Annotated in this window: 14 protein-coding genes; 10 read left to right on the forward strand and 4 right to left on the reverse strand. The window is 65.7% G+C overall.

Annotated elements, in window-relative coordinates; all coding sequences use genetic code 11:
* Positions 1-18 precede the first annotated feature (18 nt).
* Genes WBR68_RS28115 through lpdA form a run of 5 tightly spaced genes read left to right on the forward strand, consistent with a single transcriptional unit; the run spans position 19 to position 6,346 of the window.
* On the forward strand, positions 19-807 hold the full coding sequence (locus WBR68_RS28115) for an SDR family NAD(P)-dependent oxidoreductase (RefSeq protein WP_230695891.1): 789 nt from the start codon (positions 19-21) through the stop codon (positions 805-807).
* Between the two features lie 36 nt (positions 808-843).
* Complete coding sequence (locus tag WBR68_RS28120) at positions 844-3,027, forward strand: alpha-ketoacid dehydrogenase subunit alpha/beta (RefSeq protein ID WP_230695874.1); 2,184 nt, start codon at positions 844-846, stop codon at positions 3,025-3,027.
* Entirely contained in the window at positions 3,024-3,512 is a 489-nt protein-coding gene (locus tag WBR68_RS28125) for a VOC family protein (protein WP_230695875.1), read from the forward strand. The genes WBR68_RS28120 and WBR68_RS28125 overlap by 4 nt, the downstream gene beginning before the upstream one ends.
* A 10-nt stretch (positions 3,513-3,522) precedes the next feature.
* Complete coding sequence (locus tag WBR68_RS28130; RefSeq protein WP_230695876.1) at positions 3,523-4,863, forward strand: pyruvate dehydrogenase complex dihydrolipoamide acetyltransferase; 1,341 nt, start codon at positions 3,523-3,525, stop codon at positions 4,861-4,863.
* A gap of 49 nt (positions 4,864-4,912) precedes the next feature.
* Positions 4,913-6,346 (forward strand): dihydrolipoyl dehydrogenase, encoded by a 1,434-nt coding sequence (lpdA, locus tag WBR68_RS28135; protein WP_230695877.1) that lies wholly within the window; start codon positions 4,913-4,915, stop codon positions 6,344-6,346.
* 279 nt (positions 6,347-6,625) lie between these two features.
* On the opposite strand, the gene WBR68_RS28140 is transcribed toward lpdA, so the two are convergent.
* The 3 genes from WBR68_RS28140 to WBR68_RS28150 form a co-directional block, all read right to left on the reverse strand.
* Positions 6,626-7,507 (reverse strand): LysR family transcriptional regulator, encoded by an 882-nt coding sequence (locus tag WBR68_RS28140; RefSeq protein ID WP_050450225.1) that lies wholly within the window; start codon positions 7,505-7,507, stop codon positions 6,626-6,628.
* A gap of 164 nt (positions 7,508-7,671) precedes the next feature.
* Positions 7,672-9,540 carry a dihydroxy-acid dehydratase gene (gene ilvD / locus WBR68_RS28145; RefSeq protein ID WP_050450224.1) on the reverse strand — a complete coding sequence of 623 codons (1,869 nt, stop codon included), beginning with the start codon at positions 9,538-9,540 and terminating at the stop codon, positions 7,672-7,674.
* Between the two features lie 77 nt (positions 9,541-9,617).
* A complete protein-coding gene (locus WBR68_RS28150) occupies positions 9,618-10,508 on the reverse strand; it encodes a LysR family transcriptional regulator (RefSeq protein ID WP_050450223.1) in 891 nt (296 codons plus the stop codon).
* Between the two features lie 113 nt (positions 10,509-10,621).
* Here WBR68_RS28150 and WBR68_RS28155 point away from each other — a divergent pair, with 113 nt between their 5' ends.
* Both WBR68_RS28155 and WBR68_RS28160 read left to right on the forward strand, forming a co-directional pair.
* A complete protein-coding gene (locus tag WBR68_RS28155; RefSeq protein ID WP_230695878.1) occupies positions 10,622-11,167 on the forward strand; it encodes a GNAT family N-acetyltransferase in 546 nt (181 codons plus the stop codon).
* Positions 11,164-12,354 (forward strand): MFS transporter, encoded by a 1,191-nt coding sequence (locus WBR68_RS28160; RefSeq protein ID WP_230695879.1) that lies wholly within the window; start codon positions 11,164-11,166, stop codon positions 12,352-12,354. Before WBR68_RS28155 ends, WBR68_RS28160 begins: the two co-directional genes overlap by 4 nt.
* Before the next feature lie 57 nt (positions 12,355-12,411).
* Here WBR68_RS28160 and queC read toward each other — a convergent pair whose 3' ends face one another.
* Positions 12,412-13,131 carry a 7-cyano-7-deazaguanine synthase QueC gene (gene queC / locus WBR68_RS28165; RefSeq protein WP_050450221.1) on the reverse strand — a complete coding sequence of 240 codons (720 nt, stop codon included), beginning with the start codon at positions 13,129-13,131 and terminating at the stop codon, positions 12,412-12,414.
* A 159-nt stretch (positions 13,132-13,290) separates the two neighbouring features.
* Between queC and ppc the strand changes: the two genes are divergently transcribed.
* The 3 genes from ppc (at position 13,291) to WBR68_RS28180 (ending at position 18,842) form a co-directional block, all read left to right on the forward strand.
* A complete protein-coding gene (gene ppc / locus WBR68_RS28170) occupies positions 13,291-16,140 on the forward strand; it encodes a phosphoenolpyruvate carboxylase (protein WP_230695880.1) in 2,850 nt (949 codons plus the stop codon).
* Positions 16,141-16,371: 231 nt separating this feature from the next.
* A complete protein-coding gene (locus tag WBR68_RS28175) occupies positions 16,372-17,307 on the forward strand; it encodes a 3-hydroxyacyl-CoA dehydrogenase family protein (protein WP_230695881.1) in 936 nt (311 codons plus the stop codon).
* 194 nt (positions 17,308-17,501) lie between these two features.
* Entirely contained in the window at positions 17,502-18,842 is a 1,341-nt protein-coding gene (locus WBR68_RS28180) for a short-chain fatty acid transporter (protein WP_127185951.1), read from the forward strand.
* The last annotated feature ends 24 nt before the right edge of the window (positions 18,843-18,866 follow it).

An 18,866-nucleotide genomic window follows, 5' to 3' on the forward strand; every position in this document is an offset into this window, starting at 1 on the left:
ATCTTGGACCACACTCCCTTGGACCACCCCACAGAAGTCATCCATAGCGAACTGCGCGGCCAGCGCGTCGTCATTACCGGCGGCGCCAAGGGCATCGGCTTTTCCACCGCGCAAGCCTTCGTGCGCCAAGGCGCGCGCGTGGCCTTGCTGGACATGGACGCCGCCGCGCTGGACGCCGCCGTGGCGGACCTGAAAGCGGCGGGCGGCGACGCCATGGCCGTGCAGGCCTCCGTGACCGACGCCAACGCGGTCGAGCGCGCGTTCGCCCAGGTCGAACAGGCCTGGGGCGGCATCGACGTATTGATCAACAACGCTGGCATTTCCGCCAACAAACCCACGCTGGAAGTCACCGTGGACGAATGGCGCCGCGCTGTCGACATCAACCTGACAGGCGTATTTCTTTGCGCCCAGGCGGCTGGCCGCCGCATGGTGCCGGCCGGATCGGGTTGCATCATCAACCTGGCCTCGATGTACGGCGTGGTGGCCGCGCCCGACCGCGCCGCCTACTGCGCCACCAAGGGCGCCGTCGTGCTCTTGACCGAAACGCTGGCGGTGGAATGGGGCCCGATGGGGGTGCGCGTGAACGCGCTGGCGCCGGGCTACGTGGAAACCGACCTGGTGCGTGACCTGGCGGCGCGCGGCCGTCTTGACCCCGAACGTCTCAAGCAGCGCACGCCCTTGCGACGCATGGCGCAGCCGGCCGAGATGGCCGACCTGGCGGTTTTCCTGGCATCGCGCCAGGCCGCCTACATCACCGGACACACCCTGGTGGCCGATGGCGGCTGGAGCCGCTACAGCTACCTTTAATCGTACTGACGCTAAAAACATTCTGGAGACACACTCATGGCCACCTACCAACCGCTTGAGCCCCAAGCGCCCTGGCGGCAACTGACGGTTGACGCGGGCGACTGGCAGCAGGCGGACCCCGCCTTGCTCGGCACCATGCTGACCCAGTTGCACTGGATACGCGCCTTTGAAGAGGCCGTGCTGGAACTGGCCGCCGAAGGCCTGGTGCACGGCCCCGCGCACTCGTCCGTGGGCCAGGAAGGCGGCGCGGTCGGTTCCGTGCTGGCCTTGGGCGCGGGCGACCAGATCAACGGCTCGCATCGCGGGCACCATCAGTTTCTGGCCAAGGCGCTGCAACACGTCGCCCCGCTGGGCCTGGACCCGCGCAACCCGCTCACGCCCGCCATCGACGAGGTGCTGCAAAAAACGCTGGCCGAGATCATGGGCCTGGCGCAAGGGTTCTGCCGGGGCCGTGGGGGCAGCATGCACCTGCGCTGGCTGGAAGCGGGCGCGCTGGGCACCAACGCCATCGTGGGCGGCGGCGTGCCGCTGGCGGCGGGCGCGGGCTGGGCGCACAAGCACGCGGGCACCGACCGCGTGGCCGTCACCTACTTCGGCGACGGCGCGGTAAACATTGGGTCCGTGCTTGAAACGATGAATCTGACCGCCGCGTGGAAAACGCCGCTGTGCTTCTTCATTGAGAACAACCGCTACGCCGTGTCCACCACGGTGGAAGAATCCACCGCCGAACCGCGCCTGTCGGCACGCGGCCTGGCCTTCAACATTCCGTCGTGGAAGGTGGACGGCATGGATCCGCTGGCCGTGCATCTGGCCATGTCGGAAGCCGTGGCGCACATGCGCGCCGGCAACGGCCCGACCATCGTGGAAGTGGACGTGTACCGCTTCTTCCACCAGAACGGCCCGTTTCCCGGCAGCGCATTTGGCTACCGCACGAAAGACGAAGAAGCACAGTGGCGCCGCCGCGATCCCTTGGACAAGATCGCCACCGAAATGATGGGCCGCCAACTGATCACGCAAGCGGAAGTGGACGCGCTGCGCCAGCGCTGCAAGGACGTCATGAAAGACGTGTGCGGCCGCCTGACCGAAGCGGCGGACGGCGGCAAGCGCCGCGTGCGCGCCGACCTTTGGCCGCGCCCGGACTTCCGCGACGTGGGCCTGCGCAGTGATGGGTCCGAACTGGCCGGCCTGCGCTATCAGGACGCCGACGACTACACGGGCACCAAGGTCGAACGCAAGTTCGTCGACGCCGTGGCCGACGTGCTGGACCGCCGCATGGAAACCGACCCCGGCGTCGTGGTGCTGGGCGAAGACGTGCACCGCTTGAAGGGCGGCACCAACGGCGCCACGCGCGGCCTGAAGGACAAGTACCCCGACCGCGTGCTGGGCACCCCGATTTCCGAGAACGCCTTCGCCGGCTTGGGCGGCGGGCTGGCCATGGACGGGCGCTACAAGCCCATCGTTGAATTCATGTACCCCGACTTCATGTGGGTGGCGGCCGACCAGATCTTCAACCAGATCGGCAAGGCGCGCCATATGTTCGGCGGCGATATCGACGTGCCCTTCGTGCTGCGCACCAAGGTCGCGATGGGCACGGGCTACGGCTCGCAGCATTCGATGGACCCGGCCGGCATCTTCGCCACCGCGCCGGGCTGGCGCATCGTGGCGCCGTCCACGCCTTACGACTACGTGGGTCTGATGAACACCGCGCTGGCCTCCAAGGACCCGGTGCTGGTCATTGAACATGTGGACTTGTATGCGTCGTCGGGCGAAGTGGCCGATGGCGATCTGGACTACGCCATTCCGTTTGGCCGCGCCCGCGTGCGCCGCGAGGGCGGCAAGGTCACCATCCTGACCTACCTGTCGATGGTCAGCCGCGCGCTCAAGGCGGCCGAGGAAGCAGGCGTGGACGCCGAAGTGATCGACCTGCGCACGCTGGACCGCGCCAGCCTGGACTGGGACACCATCGGCGCCAGCATCCAGAAGACCAACAACGTGCTGATCGTGGAGCAAGGCGCGCGCGGCACGTCCTACGGCGCGATGCTGTCCGACGAGATCCAGCGCCGCTACTTCGATTGGCTGGATCAGCCGATCAAGCGCGTCACTGGCGGCGAAGCCTCGCCCAGCATCTCGAAGGTGCTGGAACGCGCGGCGTTCGCCGACACCGAGGAAGTGCTGGCGGGCCTGGCAGACGTGCTGGCTGATCTGGGAGAACAGGCATGAGCGCGCTGCACATGACCGTGCCGATGGAAGTCGGCATCTGCTGCCAGGACCTGGACGCGCTGCTGGCGTTCTACACGGACGTCGTCGGCCTGACGCTGGTGAACCGCGTGAGCGTGCCGGCCGACAAGGCGCGCGCGACCGGGCTGACCGCGCACGGCTACGACGTGGCGCGCTTGCAGACGCCTTACGGCGAACGCATCAAGCTGCTGCAACCCAGCGTGGCGCCTGACGCCGCCGTGCGCGGCGCGGCCATCCTGGACCGCCAGGGCGCCACCTACCTGACCTTTATCGTGCGTGACCTGGCCGGCGTGGTGCGCGGCCTGCAAGCGCGCGGCGTGGTGTTCGACAGCGCGCCCGCGCCGATGGAAGTGCGCCCCGGCACCTGGCTCGCATTCTTCCGCGACCCCGAAGGCAACGTGCTGGAACTGGTCGAATACGACGACCCCGCCGCCTACCGGCCCGACCTGGCCGCCGCCGCTAACTAGGACGAACATCGTGGCTCACCTTATCAAGCTTCCTTCAATTGCCGCCGATACGTCGGACGGCAACCTGCATCAGTGGCTAAAGAAAGAAGGCGACCCGGTTGCCGTCGGCGACGCGCTGGCGGAAATCGAAACCGAAAAAGCCATTGTCGAAATCAACGCCGAACACGCGGGCGTGCTGGGCCGCATCGTGGTCCCGGCCGGCGCGGCGTCGGTGCCGATCAATACGGTGATTGGTGTATTGCTGGCCGAGGGCGATGATGCATCGGCAATTGATCGCGTGTTGGCGGAACATGGTGGGACGGCGGCGGGATCGTCGGGTGCTGCCGCGGCTGCTGCTGGATCGTCGGGCAATACGGCATCAAGTGCTGCGACGTCGGCTGACGCAGCGTCGGCTGCTGTGAAGTCTGATGCCGGAGCGCCGGCCGCCAGATCGCCAGCCGCCAGCACCCCATCCGCGTCTGACGATGTGCCCGCCTCCAACACCCCCGTCCCCGGCGGACGCCTGTTCGCCAGCCCCTTGGCGCGCCGGCTGGCAGCGCAGTGGCATGTGAACTTGCTGGGCGTGACCGGCACCGGCCCACATGGCCGCATCGTGCGCCGCGACGTCGAATCCGCGCGCGACCGTGCGCACGATGCCACGACCGTGTCCCCGCCTTCGTCGACCCGCCCCGCTGCCCGCCGTGTGCCGCACACCGGCATGCGCCGCGCCATCGCCCGCCGCCTGACCGAAAGCAAGCAGAACGTGCCGCACTTCTACCTGTCGGTGGACTGCAAGATGGACGCGCTGCTGGCGTTGCGCTCGCAAGCCAATCAAGGCGGCGCGGTGAAGCTGTCGGTCAACGACTTCATCGTGCGCGCCGCCGCGCTGGCGCTGCGCGAAGTGCCTGAAGTGAATGTCAGTTGGCACGACGACGCCATCGAATACCACGCGGGCGCCGACATCTCAGTGGCCGTCGCCACCGACGGCGGTCTCGTCACGCCCATCGTGCGCGACGCCGACGTGAAGCCGCTGTTGGCCATCGCCGCCGAAATCGTCGAACTGGCCGGCCGCGCCAAGGTCAGCCGCTTGAAGCCCGAGGAATTCACGGGCGGATCGCTTACCGTCAGCAACCTGGGCATGTACGGCATCAGCCAGTTCGCCGCCATCATCAACCCGCCGCAGGCCGCCATCCTGGCCGTGGGCGCGGCCGAACGCCGGCCTGTCGTGGGCGAGAACGGCGAGCTGGTGGCAGCCACCGTCATGACGGTGACCTTGTCCGCTGACCACCGCGCAGTGGACGGCGCGGTCGGTGCGCGCTGGCTGGCGGCCTTGCGCACGCTGATCGAAAACCCCGTGCGAATTTTGCTGTGAGGTCGGTGATGACGAAAACGGATGCGGATTTCTTGCTGCGAGGCCCGCGATGACGAAGACTGAATTTGATCTTATCGTCGTGGGCGGCGGCCCCGGCGGCTACGTCGCCGCCATTCGCGCCGCGCAACTGGGCATGTCGGTGGCGCTGGTGGAACGCGCCGAGCTGGGCGGCATCTGCCTGAACTGGGGCTGCATTCCCACCAAGGCGCTGTTGCACAGCGCGACGGTGCTGCGCGCCTGCCAGGAAGCCTCGCACTACGGCGTAACGGGTTCCGGCGAGGCACGCGCCGACCTGGCCGCCATGGTCGCAAGGTCACGCAAGGTGGCGGGCCGGCTGGGCCAGGGCGTTGCACACCTGATGAAGAAGAACGGCGTGACGGTGTTCGCGGCCACGGCAAAGTTGGCGGGCGCGGGCAAGCTGGCGCTAGACAACGGTACGACGCTGGCGGGCAAACAGTCGATCGCCAACGGCACCACGCTGACGGCCAAGCACATCATTCTGGCGACCGGCGCGCGCGCCCGCGAACTACCCGCGTTACCAGTGGGCGAACGCATCTGGACCTATCGCCAAGCCTTGACGCCGGACGCGATCCCGAAGTCCTTGCTGGTGGTGGGTGCCGGCGCCATTGGAGCAGAGTTCGCCAGCTTCTACCGCGCCATCGGATCTGAAGTCACGCTGATCGACATGACGTCCGAAATCCTGCCGCAAGAAGACGCGGAAATTTCGCAGTTGGCGCGCAAGGCGTTTGAAAAGCAAGGCATCCGCGTGCTGACGCAATGCGCCGTCACAGCGTCTGCGTTGACCAACACGGGCGTCAAGGTCACGCTGGAACAGCAAGGCAAGAAGACGGAACTTGAAGTAGACCGTGTCATCGTCGCGGCCGGCATCGTGGGGAACGTGGAAAACCTGGGGCTGGAGCAAACGCGTGTGAGGGTCGAAAAAACCCACATCGTCACCGACGGTTTTTGCCGCACGGACGAACCGGGCATCTACGCCATCGGCGACGTGGCCGGCGCACCCTGGCTGGCCCACAAGGCCAGCCACGAAGCCGTGCTGTGCGTGGAAGCCATTGCCGGCAAAGCCGTTCACGCCATCGCCCCCCTGCGCATTCCCGCCTGCACGTATTCGTATCCGCAAGTGGCCAGCATCGGCATGACGGAAGCCCGTGCGCGCGAACACGCGAAGGTGCACGGCGGCGACATCCGCGTCGGCAAGTTCAGCTTCGCGGGCAACGGCAAGGCCATCGCCATGGGCGAAGACCAGGGCCTGGTGAAGACGGTGTTCGATGCAAAATCAGGAGAATTGCTGGGCGCCCACATCATCCACCCGGAAGCGTCAGAGCTGATCACGGGCTACGGCGTGGCAACCTCATTGGAGGCGACCGAGGAAGATCTGATGCACACCGTTTTCGCACACCCGACCTTGTCGGAAACACTGCACGAATCGGTATTAAACGCGTTTGGACGGGCGCTGCATGGGTAAGATCGCCTGATGGGTTCCGCGCGATCAGCGTCCGCCCACCGGTGACATGCAACACGCGCTGCACCCATCCTACAAAGGAACGGCCAGCCCACGTAGGATGGGTGCAGCGCGGCACCACCGTCAAAATCAAGCAACCGTCCATCGCGCGAAACCCATCAGCAAACGCATGAGCACCGCCGTTGATGGACACGACGACAAGAAACCCAACCATCACCCGTAGGATGGGTGCAGCGCGGCACCACCGTCAGAATCAAGCAACCGCCCATCGCGCGAAACCCATCACACCCGCCCCGCAAAAAAATCCAAAAAGCACGCAATCCGTCGCGACAATTGCGTATTCCGGTGGTACACCGCGTGCATCGGTTGCAGCTGATCGCTGTATACCCCTTCCATCACCTTCACCAACCGTCCCGCCGCAATATCCTCGCGCACGACGAAATCAGACAGGCAAGCGATGCCCACTCCCCGCAGCGCCAACTGCCGCTGCGTCTCGCCACTAGACGTCGCCAAGGTCGGCGTCGCCTGATAGCTGGTTCCGCCCGCATGCTTCAGCGGCCACAGGTTCAGGCTTTCGGGCTGTGTAAAACCCAGCACCTCATGCCTGGCCAAATCCTCCACCGTTTCCGGCGCCCCATGCCGGGCGATGTATTCCGGGCTGGCCATCATCCAGCGCGGTGACGGCCTCAGGACGCGCGCATGGAGCGTGGAATCCGTCAGCGGCCCCATACGAATCGCGATATCCGTGCGGTGCTCCATCAAATCCACGATGCGGTCGTTGCTGGTCAGCTCCAGCGATATTTCGGGATATTCCCGCCGGAACTCCCCCACGTGCGGCACCACGCAATGCAGCATCACCGGCACCGACGCGTCCACCCGCAAGCGTCCCGCCGGCCGCTGATGCACCATCCGCATGCACTCCTCGGCTTCTTCCAACGACGCCACGATCTGCCGCGCCTTGGGCAGGAAATGCGCGCCCTCTTCCGTCAGCTCCATGCGTCTTGTGGTGCGGTTAAGCAGCATCACGCCAAGGTCCTCTTCCAGCCGCGACAGCGCGCGGCTGACACCTGATGCGGTCTGGCCCAGGAGTTCAGCGGCGGCGCTGAGAGACCCCGCGTCCACCACCCCCAGGAACACGCGCAATGCGTCGGAATTCAAAGCCATGTGAAGCGTCCTTACGCTCGAAAAACAGCTGATCTACTGTGTGGGGAATTTACAGCTTTAATGCACTACCCCGCAGCGGCATCCCGCATCCACACTGCTGCCGCGCCAGCCCAAAAAAAACGGCGCCCCCAAAGGGCGCCGCTTCCCGCATCAACCAAACCCGATCAACGCTTGGCTTTCTGCTTCAACTGCGACAGGTCACGCACCGCGCCGCGATCAGCAGACGTGGCCAACGCCGCATAAGCCTGCAAGGCTTGCGACACCACACGCTCACGTCCGACCGGTTCCCAGCCATCCGCGCGCGCATCCATCGCGGCGCGGCGGCGGGCCAGTTCTTCGTCGGACACAGCCAGGTGCATCTTGCGGTTCGGGATGTCGATTTCGATCACATCGCCTTCTTCCACCAAACCAATCGTGCCGCCTTCGGCCGCTTCCGGCGAGGCGTGGCCGATCACCAGGCCCGACGATCCGCCCGAAAAGCGGCCATCGGTGAACAGCGCGCAGGTCTTGCCCAGGCCCTTGGACTTCAGGTACGACGTGGGGTACAGCATTTCCTGCATGCCCGGGCCGCCCTTGGGGCCTTCGTAGCGGATCACGACCACGTCGCCCGCCACGATCTTGTCGCCCAGGATGCCTTCAACGGCGTCGTCCTGGCTTTCGAACACGCGGGCGCGGCCCGTGAAGACCCATTGCGATTCGTCCACGCCGGCCGTCTTGACGATGCAGCCCTTCTCGGCCAGGTTGCCGTACAGCACGGCCAGGCCGCCGTCCTTGGAATAGGCGTTTTCCTTGCTGCGGATGCAGCCCGTCTGGCGGTCCGTGTCCAGCGTCAGGAAGGTGGCGTCCTGGCTGAAAGCGACCGTGGTGGGGATGCCGCCGGGAGCCGCGCGGTAGAACTTCTGCGCTTCTTCGCCCGCGCCGCCGGCCACGTCCCACTTCTGGATGGCGTTGCCCAGCGTGCCGCTGTGCACGTTGCCGCACGACAGATCCAGCAGATCGGCGCGCGCCAGTTCGCCCAGGATGCCCAGGATGCCGCCCGCGCGGTGCACGTCTTCAATGTGGTACTTGTCGGTGGCGGGCGCCGCCTTGCACAGGCAGGGCACCTTGCGCGAAATGCGGTCGATGTCGGCCATGGTGAAGTCCACGCCCGCTTCCTGCGCGGCAGCCAGCAAGTGCAGCACGGTATTCGTCGAACCGCCCATGGCCACGTCCAGCGCCATCGCGTTCTGGAAGGCGCTCTTGGTGGCGATGTTGCGCGGCAGAACCGATTCGTCTTCTTCCACGTAGTAGCGGCGGCACAGGTCAACCACCAGGCGGCCGGCTTGTTCGAACAAGCCCTTGCGCCAGGCGTGCGTGGCCACGATGGTGCCGTTACCCGGCAGCGCCAGGCCGATGGCTTCGGTCAGGCAGTTCATCGAGTTGGCGGTGAACATGCCGGAACAGGAGCCGCACGTCGGGCAGGCGCTGCGTTCCACTTCGGCCACTTCGGCGTCCGACACCTTCGGGTCGGCGGCCTTGATCATGGCGTCGATCAGGTCGATCTTGGCGATGACCTGGCCATCGGTGGGCGACTTGACCTTGCCGGCTTCCATCGGACCGCCAGACACGAACACGACCGGAATGTTCAGGCGCATGGCGGCCATCAGCATGCCCGGGGTGATCTTGTCGCAGTTCGAAATGCAGACCATGGCGTCGGCGCAGTGCGCGTTGACCATGTATTCGACCGAGTCGGCGATGAGTTCGCGCGACGGCAGCGAATACAGCATGCCGCCGTGGCCCATGGCGATGCCGTCATCGACGGCGATCGTGTTGAATTCCTTGGCGACGCCGCCGGCGGCTTCGATTTCCTTGGCGACCAGCGCGCCCAGGTCGCGCAGGTGCACGTGGCCCGGCACGAACTGCGTGAAGGAGTTCACCACCGCGATAATCGGCTTGCCGAAATCACCGTCCTTCATGCCAGTGGCGCGCCACAGGGCGCGGGCGCCGGCCATGTTGCGGCCGTGGGTCGATGTGCGGGAACGGTAGTGCGGCATGATTTGTCTCGAGTGCTGTTAGCGTGGCGGCAAAACGCTAAATAATACGCTGGATCGGGGCGGCACAGGCCGGACCCTCATTCCCGCAACGCCAGCAGCGCCTCTTGCAGATGACGCAGACCACGGCTAAGCGGCTTGTCGCGGCGCATCACGATGGCCAGTTCGCGCGACAGGCGGGGCGTCAGCGAGTGCACCGCCAGCGCATCGCGCTGCCCCGCGCCCGACACCGCCAGCTTGGGCAGCACCGCGCAGCCCAGCCCGGCCGCCACGATCTCCTTCATGGCTTCGGTGCTGCCTAGCTCCATGAAGGGCTTGGCCGCCATGCCCGCCGCCTCGAACCAGTCATCCACCAAACGGCGCGTGCGGGCACCGGGTTCAAACAGCACCAGCGGCCACGGCGCCAATGCCTGCGGCGTCACCTGAGCGGGAATGGAGGCCGCGTCGCGGGCGGGGAAGATCGCCACGAATTCGTCTTCGATCAGCGGCGTCACCTGAAACATCCGGCCCGGCGCGGGCAGGGTCACCAGCCCCATATCCAGCGTGTTGTTCTCCAGCCCACGCAGCATGTCAGCCGTGTTGCCGGTGCTGGCCACGATGTCCAGCGCGGGAAAGCGGCGGCGCAACTGCGCCAGCACGGGGGGCAGCAGATAGGTGCAGGCGGTGGCGCCCGTGCCCAGCCGGATGCGGCCGGACACCTGCGAGGCATGCGCCGTCATGGCTTGCTCGGCCTGCGCCAGCGCGGCGTCGATCACGCGGATATGGGTCAGCAGTTCCAGCCCCGCCGCCGTTGGCCCGGCACGGCGGCCCACCCGTTCGACAAGCTTCAAGCCAAAACGCCTTTCCAACTGGCGCACCTGCAGGCTGACCGCCGGCTGCGTCACGCCCCCGCGCTCGGCCGCGGCCGAGAAACTGCCCAGCTCAATAACCTGCGCGAAGAGGCGCAGATGGTCCAGGTTCAAACCGCGCATGCCGTTTACCCAAAGTTTTGCTTATGCAAATCATAATCTTCCAAAGCTTTATTTATGAATTGTTTAGCACCACACTGGCGGCTGGATTTTCCTTTCGATCTTTCGGCCCTGATATGTCGCCCCACACCCCCACCGTCCTGATCCGCGACAGCGCGGAAGCAGACCTGCCAGCCATCAAGACCATCTACGCCCACCACGTTGAACACGGCACCGCCTCGTTCGAGCTGGAACCGCCTTCCATCGCCGAAATGCGGCAGCGCCGCGCGGGCGTATTGGAAAAGGACATGCCGCACCTGGTGGCCGAGATCAACGGCGAGGTCGTCGGCTATGCCTACGTCACCCCCTACCGGCCGCGCCCCGCATACCGCCACACGGTCGAGGACTCGGTCTACGTCAAGGCTGGCCGCGCGGGCTTGGGCATCGGCGGCAAGCTGCTGGCTGAGCTGATCGCACGCTGCACCGCGGCGGGTTGGCGTCAGATGCTGGCGGTGGTGGGCGACAGCCGCAACGCCGCGTCGCTGGCGCTGCATGCCAGCCAGGGCTTTCATCCGGTGGGCACGCTGCGCTCGGTGGGCCACAAACATGGGGAATGGCGCGACACCGTACTGATGCAGCGCAGCCTGGGCGAAGGCGACAGCACGCCGCCGCAGCGCCCGTGATCGGGCCGCGCGCCGTCGTTTGCCTGGGCCTGACCCAGTTGGTGAACTGGGGCGTCACGTTTTACCTGATCGGCGCGTTCGGCCCCGCCATGACGGCCGACCTGGGCTGGAACGCCGCCGTGGTCTATGGCGGGTTTTCAGCCGCCATCGTCACGATGGCGCTGGTGTCGCCCTTGGCGGGCCGCGCCGTGGACCACTGGGGCGGGCATGTTGTGATGCCGGTGGGCGCCGTGCTGGCCGCAGCCGGTTGCGTATTGCTGGCCGCCGCGCACAGCGTGGTCTGGTACTACCTGGCCTGGCTGTTGCTGGGCATCGGCATGCGGCTAAGCCTGTACGACGCCGCCTTTGCCGCATTGGCGCGCGCGGGTGGTCCCACGGCGCGGCGGGCAATGTCGCAGATCACGCTGTTTGGCGGCTTGTCGTCCACGGCGATGTGGCCAGCGGGCCACGCACTGGCCGCCTGGCTGGGTTGGCGCGGCGCGGTGCTGGTGTATGCCGCGCTGGCGCTGGCCACCTTGCCGCTCTACCTGGCGCTGCCCCGCCAGCGCTATGCCGCGCCGGCCACCGCCGCCAACAGCAACGCCCCCGGCCTGACCCGCTCACCTGGAGAACGTCGTCTGGCGGGCACGCTTTACGCCATGATCGCCATGGTGACCAACTTCCTGGCGGCCGGCACCGCCGCGCATCTGATTGTCTTGCTGACCGGCGTGGGCCTGGCCAGCGCGGCGGCGGCCGGTGTGGCCGCGCTATGGGGCATCGGCCAATTCGCGGCGCGCATGGCGGATGTGGCCGTGGGCGCCAGGCTGCATCCCTTGACGCTGAATTGGGCCGTCACCGCGCTGATGCCGTTTTGCTTCGTGCTGGGCTGGTTCTCGAACGGCAACCTGTATGCCACCGCAGCCTATGCGTTTTTCTACGGCGCCTGCAACGGCCTGTTGACGATCACGCGCGGCACGCTGCCGCTGGCCTTGTTTGATTTCCGCAGCTACGGCTCGCTGGTCGGCGCGCTGCTGGTGCCCAGCTTCTTGCTGACGGCCGCGGCGCCCGTGGCGTATGCCTTCGTGATCCAGACCCAAGGCGCGCGCGCCGCCATGGCGATGTCCGTGGTCTTGGCGGCCGCGATTGCCGCGGCGGCCTGGGTGTTGCGAAAGCGGTTTATCGGCAGGGTGTCGGCAAGGGCCGTGTAGGTTCGCAACCCCTTCCAAACCTTTGGGCCGTTGCCCAAGCCGCCGCTGTCGAAAAAATCAGCCTTCGGCGGCGGAAGCCACCACCCACTTTTCCCAACCTATTTTCCTGAGCTTGCAGGCCGGGCATTCGCCGCAGCCATACCCCCAGTCGTGCCGCGCGCCACGCTCGCCCAGATAGCAGGTGTGGCTGTCTTCAACGACGATGTCCACCAAGGCGTCCCCGCCCAACTGATGCGCCAACGCCCAGGTTTCGGACTTGTCGATCCACATCAGCGGCGTTTCGATGGTGATGCGTGACCCCAGCCCCAAACCCAGCGCCACCTGTTGCGCCTTGATGGTGTCGTCGCGGCAATCGGGGTAGCCAGAAAAATCCGTTTCGCACATGCCGCCCACTAGCACATCGAGTTGGCGTCGATACCCCAGCGCCGCCGCCAGCGTCAGGAACAACAGGTTGCGCCCCGGCACGAAGGTGTTGGGCAGCCCGTTGGCCTGCATTTCGATGGCGCGGTCGCTGGTCATGGCGGTGTCGCCCACCTGGCCCAGCACCTTCAGGTCCAGCAGATGGTCTTCACCCAGGCGCGGCGCCCAGTCGGGGAAGTTGGCGCGGATTTCACGCAGCACGTTCAGCCGGGCCGATAGTTCGATGTGATGGCGTTGGCCGTAGTCGAACGCCACCGTTTCCACATGGGCATAACGGTCCAGCGCCCACGCCAGGCAAGTGGTGGAATCCTGGCCGCCCGAAAACAGCACGAGCGCGCGACGTTGATGATTTTGCATAAAGGGGGCTTCTAGAAAGACGAAGGGACATCACGGACTTTAACCGAGACAAACGCGCGCCCAGTAAGGAACGCTGCGTAAAATCAATCGGTTCGATTTTCCTGGTTTTGCCGCAACGCCCTTCCCTTTCCATCTTCAGCCCGACGGATCCACCGCCCGATGAAAGCCATTCGCCCGCAGTCCGACTCAGCAGAACCCTTGCGCCACGATATCCGGCTGCTAGGCCGTCTTTTAGGCACCGTCATTGAGGAATGCGAAGGCAAGCGTGTCTTTGACACCATCGAAACACTGCGCCGCACGGCGGTGAAATTTCGTCGCGAAGGCAATGAGGCGGACAGCAAGCTGCTGGAGCAGCGCGTCAAGCGCTTGCAAGGCAATGACCCGAATTCGGTGGCGCGCGCCTTCAGCTACTTCCTGCACCTGGCCAACATTGCCGAAGACCGCGACCAGAACCGCAGTCAGCGTGCCCGCGCCTTGGCCGGCGACACCGCCCCGCGCGGCAGCCTGCGCGATGCCGTGCAGACGCTGGGCAAGCAAGGCGTGGGCGTGGCCCGCATACGCCGGCTGCTGGCCGATGCCAGCGTGATGCCGGTGCTGACCGCGCACCCCACCGAAGTGCAGCGCAAAAGCACGCTGGACGTGCACCGAGAAATTGCCGCCGCGCTGGCCCAGCGCGGCAACCCGTTGACGCCGGAAGAGCTGGCCGAACTGGATGCCGCGCTGCTTGGCCGCGTGGCCACCTTGTGGCAGACCCGCATGCTGCGCTACACGCGCCTGACGGTGGCTGACGAGATCGAGAACGCGCTGTCTTACTACCGCAGCACCTTCCTGCAAGTCATCCCGCGCCTGTACGGGGATTTGTCCAAGCTTTTGAACCGCGAGCCCGCCAAGCCGTTTGCCGCCCCGCCCCCGCCGCTGGAACCGTTCCTGCGCATGGGCAGCTGGATCGGCGGCGACCGCGACGGCAATCCCAATGTGGATGCCAGCACGCTGGAGCGCGCGCTGCTGCGTCAGGCCACCGTGCTGTTCGAACACTATCTGCAAGAGGTGCACGCGCTGGGCGCGGAACTATCGATCACCACCATGCTGATTTCGGCCAACCCGGAATTGCTGGCGCTGGCCGACAACAGCGGCGACGATTCCCCGCACCGCCGCGACGAGCCCTATCGCCGCGCGCTGGTCGGTGTGTACGCCCGCCTGGCCGCCACCGCCCAGGCGCTGACGGGGCAGAACCTGGCGCGCCGCCGCACCGTCGCTGCGCCGGCCTACCAGGCGCCGCAGGAACTGTCGGCCGACCTGGCCATCATCGCCGCGTCGCTGGCGGCGCATCATGGCGCCCCGCTGGCCAAGCTGCGGCTGTCGGGCTTGCAACAGGCCATCGAGGTGTTCGGTTTCCACCTGGCCACCGTCGACCTGCGCCAAAGCTCCGACGTGCATGAAAACGCATTGGCCGAATTGTTCGAACGCGCCGGCGTCCAGCACGAGGGCAAGCCGCTGGACTACCTGTCGCTTGACGAAGACCAGCGCGTGGCGCTCTTGCGCGCCGAACTGGCCCAGGCCCGCCCGCTGGCCTCGCCCTGGATCGCCTACAGCGAAGACACCACGCGCGAACTGGCCGTGCTGCGCGCCGCCGCCGCCGGCCGCGCGCGCTATGGCAAGCAAGCGGTACGCCAGACCATCGTGTCGCACACCGAAACCTTGAGCGACCTGCTGGAAGTGATGGTGCTGCAAAAGGAAGCCGGCCTGATCGCACCGGCCGGCCAGGACATCGCGCCCGAAGACGGCCTGATGGTGGTGCCGCTATTCGAAACCATTCCCGACTTGCAGCGCGGCGCCGACATCATGGCCGCCTGGCTGGACTTGCCCGAAGTGCGCCAGCGCGTGAAGCAGGCGCAGAACGGCGCGCAGGAAGTCATGCTGGGCTATTCCGACAGCAACAAGGACGGCGGTTTTCTCACGTCGAACTGGTCGCTGTATCAGGCCGAACGCGCGCTGGTGGATGTGTTTTCGTCGCGCAACGTGCGACTGCGCCTGTTCCACGGACGCGGCGGTTCGGTGGGACGCGGCGGCGGTTCAAGCTTTGACGCCATCCTGTCGCAGCCCCCGGGCACGGTGGCCGGCCAGATCCGCCTGACCGAGCAAGGCGAAGTCATCCAAAGCAAGTACAAGGACGCCGAGGTGGGCCGCTGGCACCTGGAACTGCTGGTGGCGGCCACGCTGGAATCCAGCCTGGCGCCGCGCGCCGAGGCCACCAGCGCCGAAGACGCGCACATGGCGCAGCACGGCCCGGCGATGTCGTTCATGTCCGAAACCGCACAGCGCACCTACCGTGGCCTGGTCTACGACACGCCGCGCTTTGCCGAATATTTTTTCGCCGCCACTCCCATCAGTGAAATCGCGGGCTTGAACATCGGTTCACGCCCGGCCTCACGCAAGAAAGGCCAGCGCATCGAAGACCTGCGCGCCATACCCTGGGGCTTTTCGTGGGCGCAATGCCGCTTGATGTTGACCGGCTGGTACGGCATGGGCTCGGCCATCGAGGCCTATCTGGAAACGGGCGCCCCCGACGCCCCCCGCTCGCGCCGCGCCCGCCTGGCGCAACTGCGCGAGATGGCCCGCGAATGGCCGGCGTTTCGCACGCTGCTGTCCAATATGGAAATGGTGCTGGCCAAGTCCGACCTGGCCATCGCCGCGCGCTACGCGCAGTTGGTGCCGCAACGCGCGCTGCGCGAGCGCGTGTTCGGCATGATCAGCGCCGAACATGGCCGCACGCTGTCCATGCTGAAGCTGCTGACGCAGCGCGAGCTGCTGGCCGACAACCCGGCCCTGCAGGATTCGCTGCGCGAACGCTTTGCGTATATCGATCCCTTGAACTATTTGCAGATCGACCTGATCCGCCGCCACCGCGCGGCACAGAAACACCCCGAGGCGGACATCGACAAGCGAGTGCAGCGCGCCATCCACCTAACCATCAACGGCATCGCGGCGGGGCTGCGCAATTCCGGCTAGGCGGGCAGCGTCCACCTGCCGAACACCGGCTGATGCTGGTTTGTCCACCCCTGGAGACTTTTAGTACTATCCCTGACAGAAATTCTAAGTACGCACAAATGTTCGTATTTAGAACAAAATGATTTTTCTGGCCGAACGGCACGGAAAGGCATCCCCGGAAGAGACAGCGTTCCCCCTGATTCCCCGTGTGCCCGCCCGTGACGTTCGCCTGCAAGCATCAAGCGAGCCGTCATGGATACTCCCCTGAAAAATCTGGCCGTCATCGGCGCAGGCGCCATGGGCAGCGGCATTGCCGCCTTGTTCGCGTCGAAAGGACTGAACATCGTCCTGATCGACCCGATGGAAGGCGCGCTGGATCGCGCCCGCGCCGTCATCGACCGCCAGTTGAACGTCTACGCGCCCACCCAGGTGCAGGAAGCGCTCCAGCGCATCCGCATGGAACCTGGGCTGGAAGCCGCCGCCAACTGCGAGCTGGTGATCGAGGCCGTACCGGAAAACCTGGAACTCAAGCGCGGCATCTTCGCCAAGCTTGACGCGCTGTGCGCCCCGCACACGCTCTTCGCCACCAACACGTCAGGCCTGTCCATCAACGCGATCGCCAGCGCCGTGGCGCGCCGCGACCGCTTCGTGGGCACCCACTTCTTCACGCCGGCCGACGTCATTCCGCTGGTGGAAGTGGTGCGCAACGACGACACCTCGGAAGCCACCGTCGCCCAAGTCATGGCGACCTTGCGCTTTGCCGGCAAGCGGCCGGTGCTGGTGCGCCAGGACATCCCCGGTTTCATCGCCAACCGCATCCAGCACGCGCTGGCCCGCGAAGCCATTTCGCTCTTGGAGAAGGGCGTGGCCAGCGCGGAAGACATCGACGAAGTGGTCAAGTGGAGCCTGGGCATTCGCCTGGCCCTGTCCGGCCCGCTGGAACAGCGCGACATGAACGGCATCGACGTGCACTACGCGATTGCCAGCTACCTGTACAAAGACCTGGAAAACCGCACCGAGCCCTCCGACCTACTGAAAAGCAAGGTCGACAGCGGCCAGATCGGCGCCAAGAGCGGCCAGGGTTTCTACACCTGGAGCCCCGAGCGCCGCGAGCGCGTGCTGCGCGAGAAAAGCGCCGCGCTGGGCGAACTGGCGGCCTGGCTGAACGACAAGGCCGGCGACACCTGACGGCGCTTTGTTCCGACGCCGCAACCAAATTCAAGACAAAGACAGATAAGGCGCGGGGGCCACGCCCACCGCGCCATCGGGCCACGCGCCCCACCACACAAAGAAAATCAATCGTCGGTCTACCCGCGCATCGCCCCCCGATGACGCCCGGGAGCAGACACTAGAGAACCGCCTACGGAGTTGTTGGAGGCACCATGAATAAACTGGCTTCATTCTTTACCGAGCTGATGCGCAAGTATCTGCCGGATCCTTTTGTTTTCGCGATTGCACTGACGCTATTGACCGTGCTGCTGGCCATGGGCATCGAAGGCCAGAGCATCGGCGACGTGACCCGCGCCTGGGGCAAGGGCTTCTGGAGCCTGTTGGCCTTCACGACCCAGATGGCCGTGATTCTGGCCATGGGCTACGTGCTGGCCACCGCGCCGCTGACCGACCGCCTGCTGAACCGCATCGTCAGCCACGTGCACAAGCCGCACACCGCCATCATCGTCGCGACCCTGGTCGGCGGCGTGGGCAGCTATTTGAACTGGGGCTTTGGTCTCGTCATCGGCGGCATCGTCGCCAAGAAGCTGGCGTTGAAGGTCAAGGGCGTGCACTACCCGCTGATCATCGCGGCGGCCTATAGCGGCTTCACGATGTACGGCCTGGGCCTGTCCGCCAGCATCCCCGTGCTGGTCGCTACCCCCGGCCACCCCACCGCCAATCAGATGGGCACCATCCCGCTGTCGGAAACCATTTTCTCGGTGCCCATGCTGATCACCAGCCTGGTCATCATCATCACGCTGCCCTTGCTGAACGCCTGGCTGCACCCCAAGAAGGGTGAGAAGGTCGTTGAAGTGGACCCGGGCATCGACCGCGACGCCAACGCTTCCAACGCCGGCGAAGACATGCTGGAAAAAGGCACCATCGCCTCGAAGCTGAACAACAGCCGCATCCTGAGCATGCTGATCGGCGCGCTGGGCATTGCCTACGTGACGTTCCACTTCATGGACGGCGGCTCGCTGGACCTGAACCTGATCAACTTCATCATCCTGTTCCTGGGCATCATCCTGCTGGGCACGCCGGCCGCCTACGTGGCCAAGCTGACCGAAGGCATCAAGACGATCTCCGGCATCATCCTGCAGTATCCGTTCTACGCCGGCATCATGGCCATCATGGCCGCGTCGGGCCTGGTGACGTCGATCTCACAATTGTTCGTTGACTTCGCCACGCCGGCCACGCTGCCGTTCTGGGGCCTGATCAGCTCGTTCTTCATCAACTTCTTTGCGCCGTCCGCCGGTGGCCACTGGGTGATCCAGGGTCCGTTCATGATCGATGCGGCCAAGGAAATCGGCAGCGCCCTGAACCAGACGACCATGGCCGTCATGCTGGGCAACGCCTGGAACGATCTGGTGCAACCCTTCTGGATCCTGCCGGCGCTGGCTTTGTCCAAGCTGAAGCTGCGCGACGTGATGGGCTATACCGTCATCATGATGCTGTGGGTGGGCGTGATCCACATCACCGCCGTGCTGGCCTGGGGCTACGCCACGCACTGATCCACCGCGCTTTCTTTGAACAGA

The organism is Achromobacter sp. JD-1, assembly GCF_038594925.1.
GTDB classification, from domain to species: Bacteria; Pseudomonadota; Gammaproteobacteria; order Burkholderiales; family Burkholderiaceae_B; genus Achromobacter; species Achromobacter spanius_C.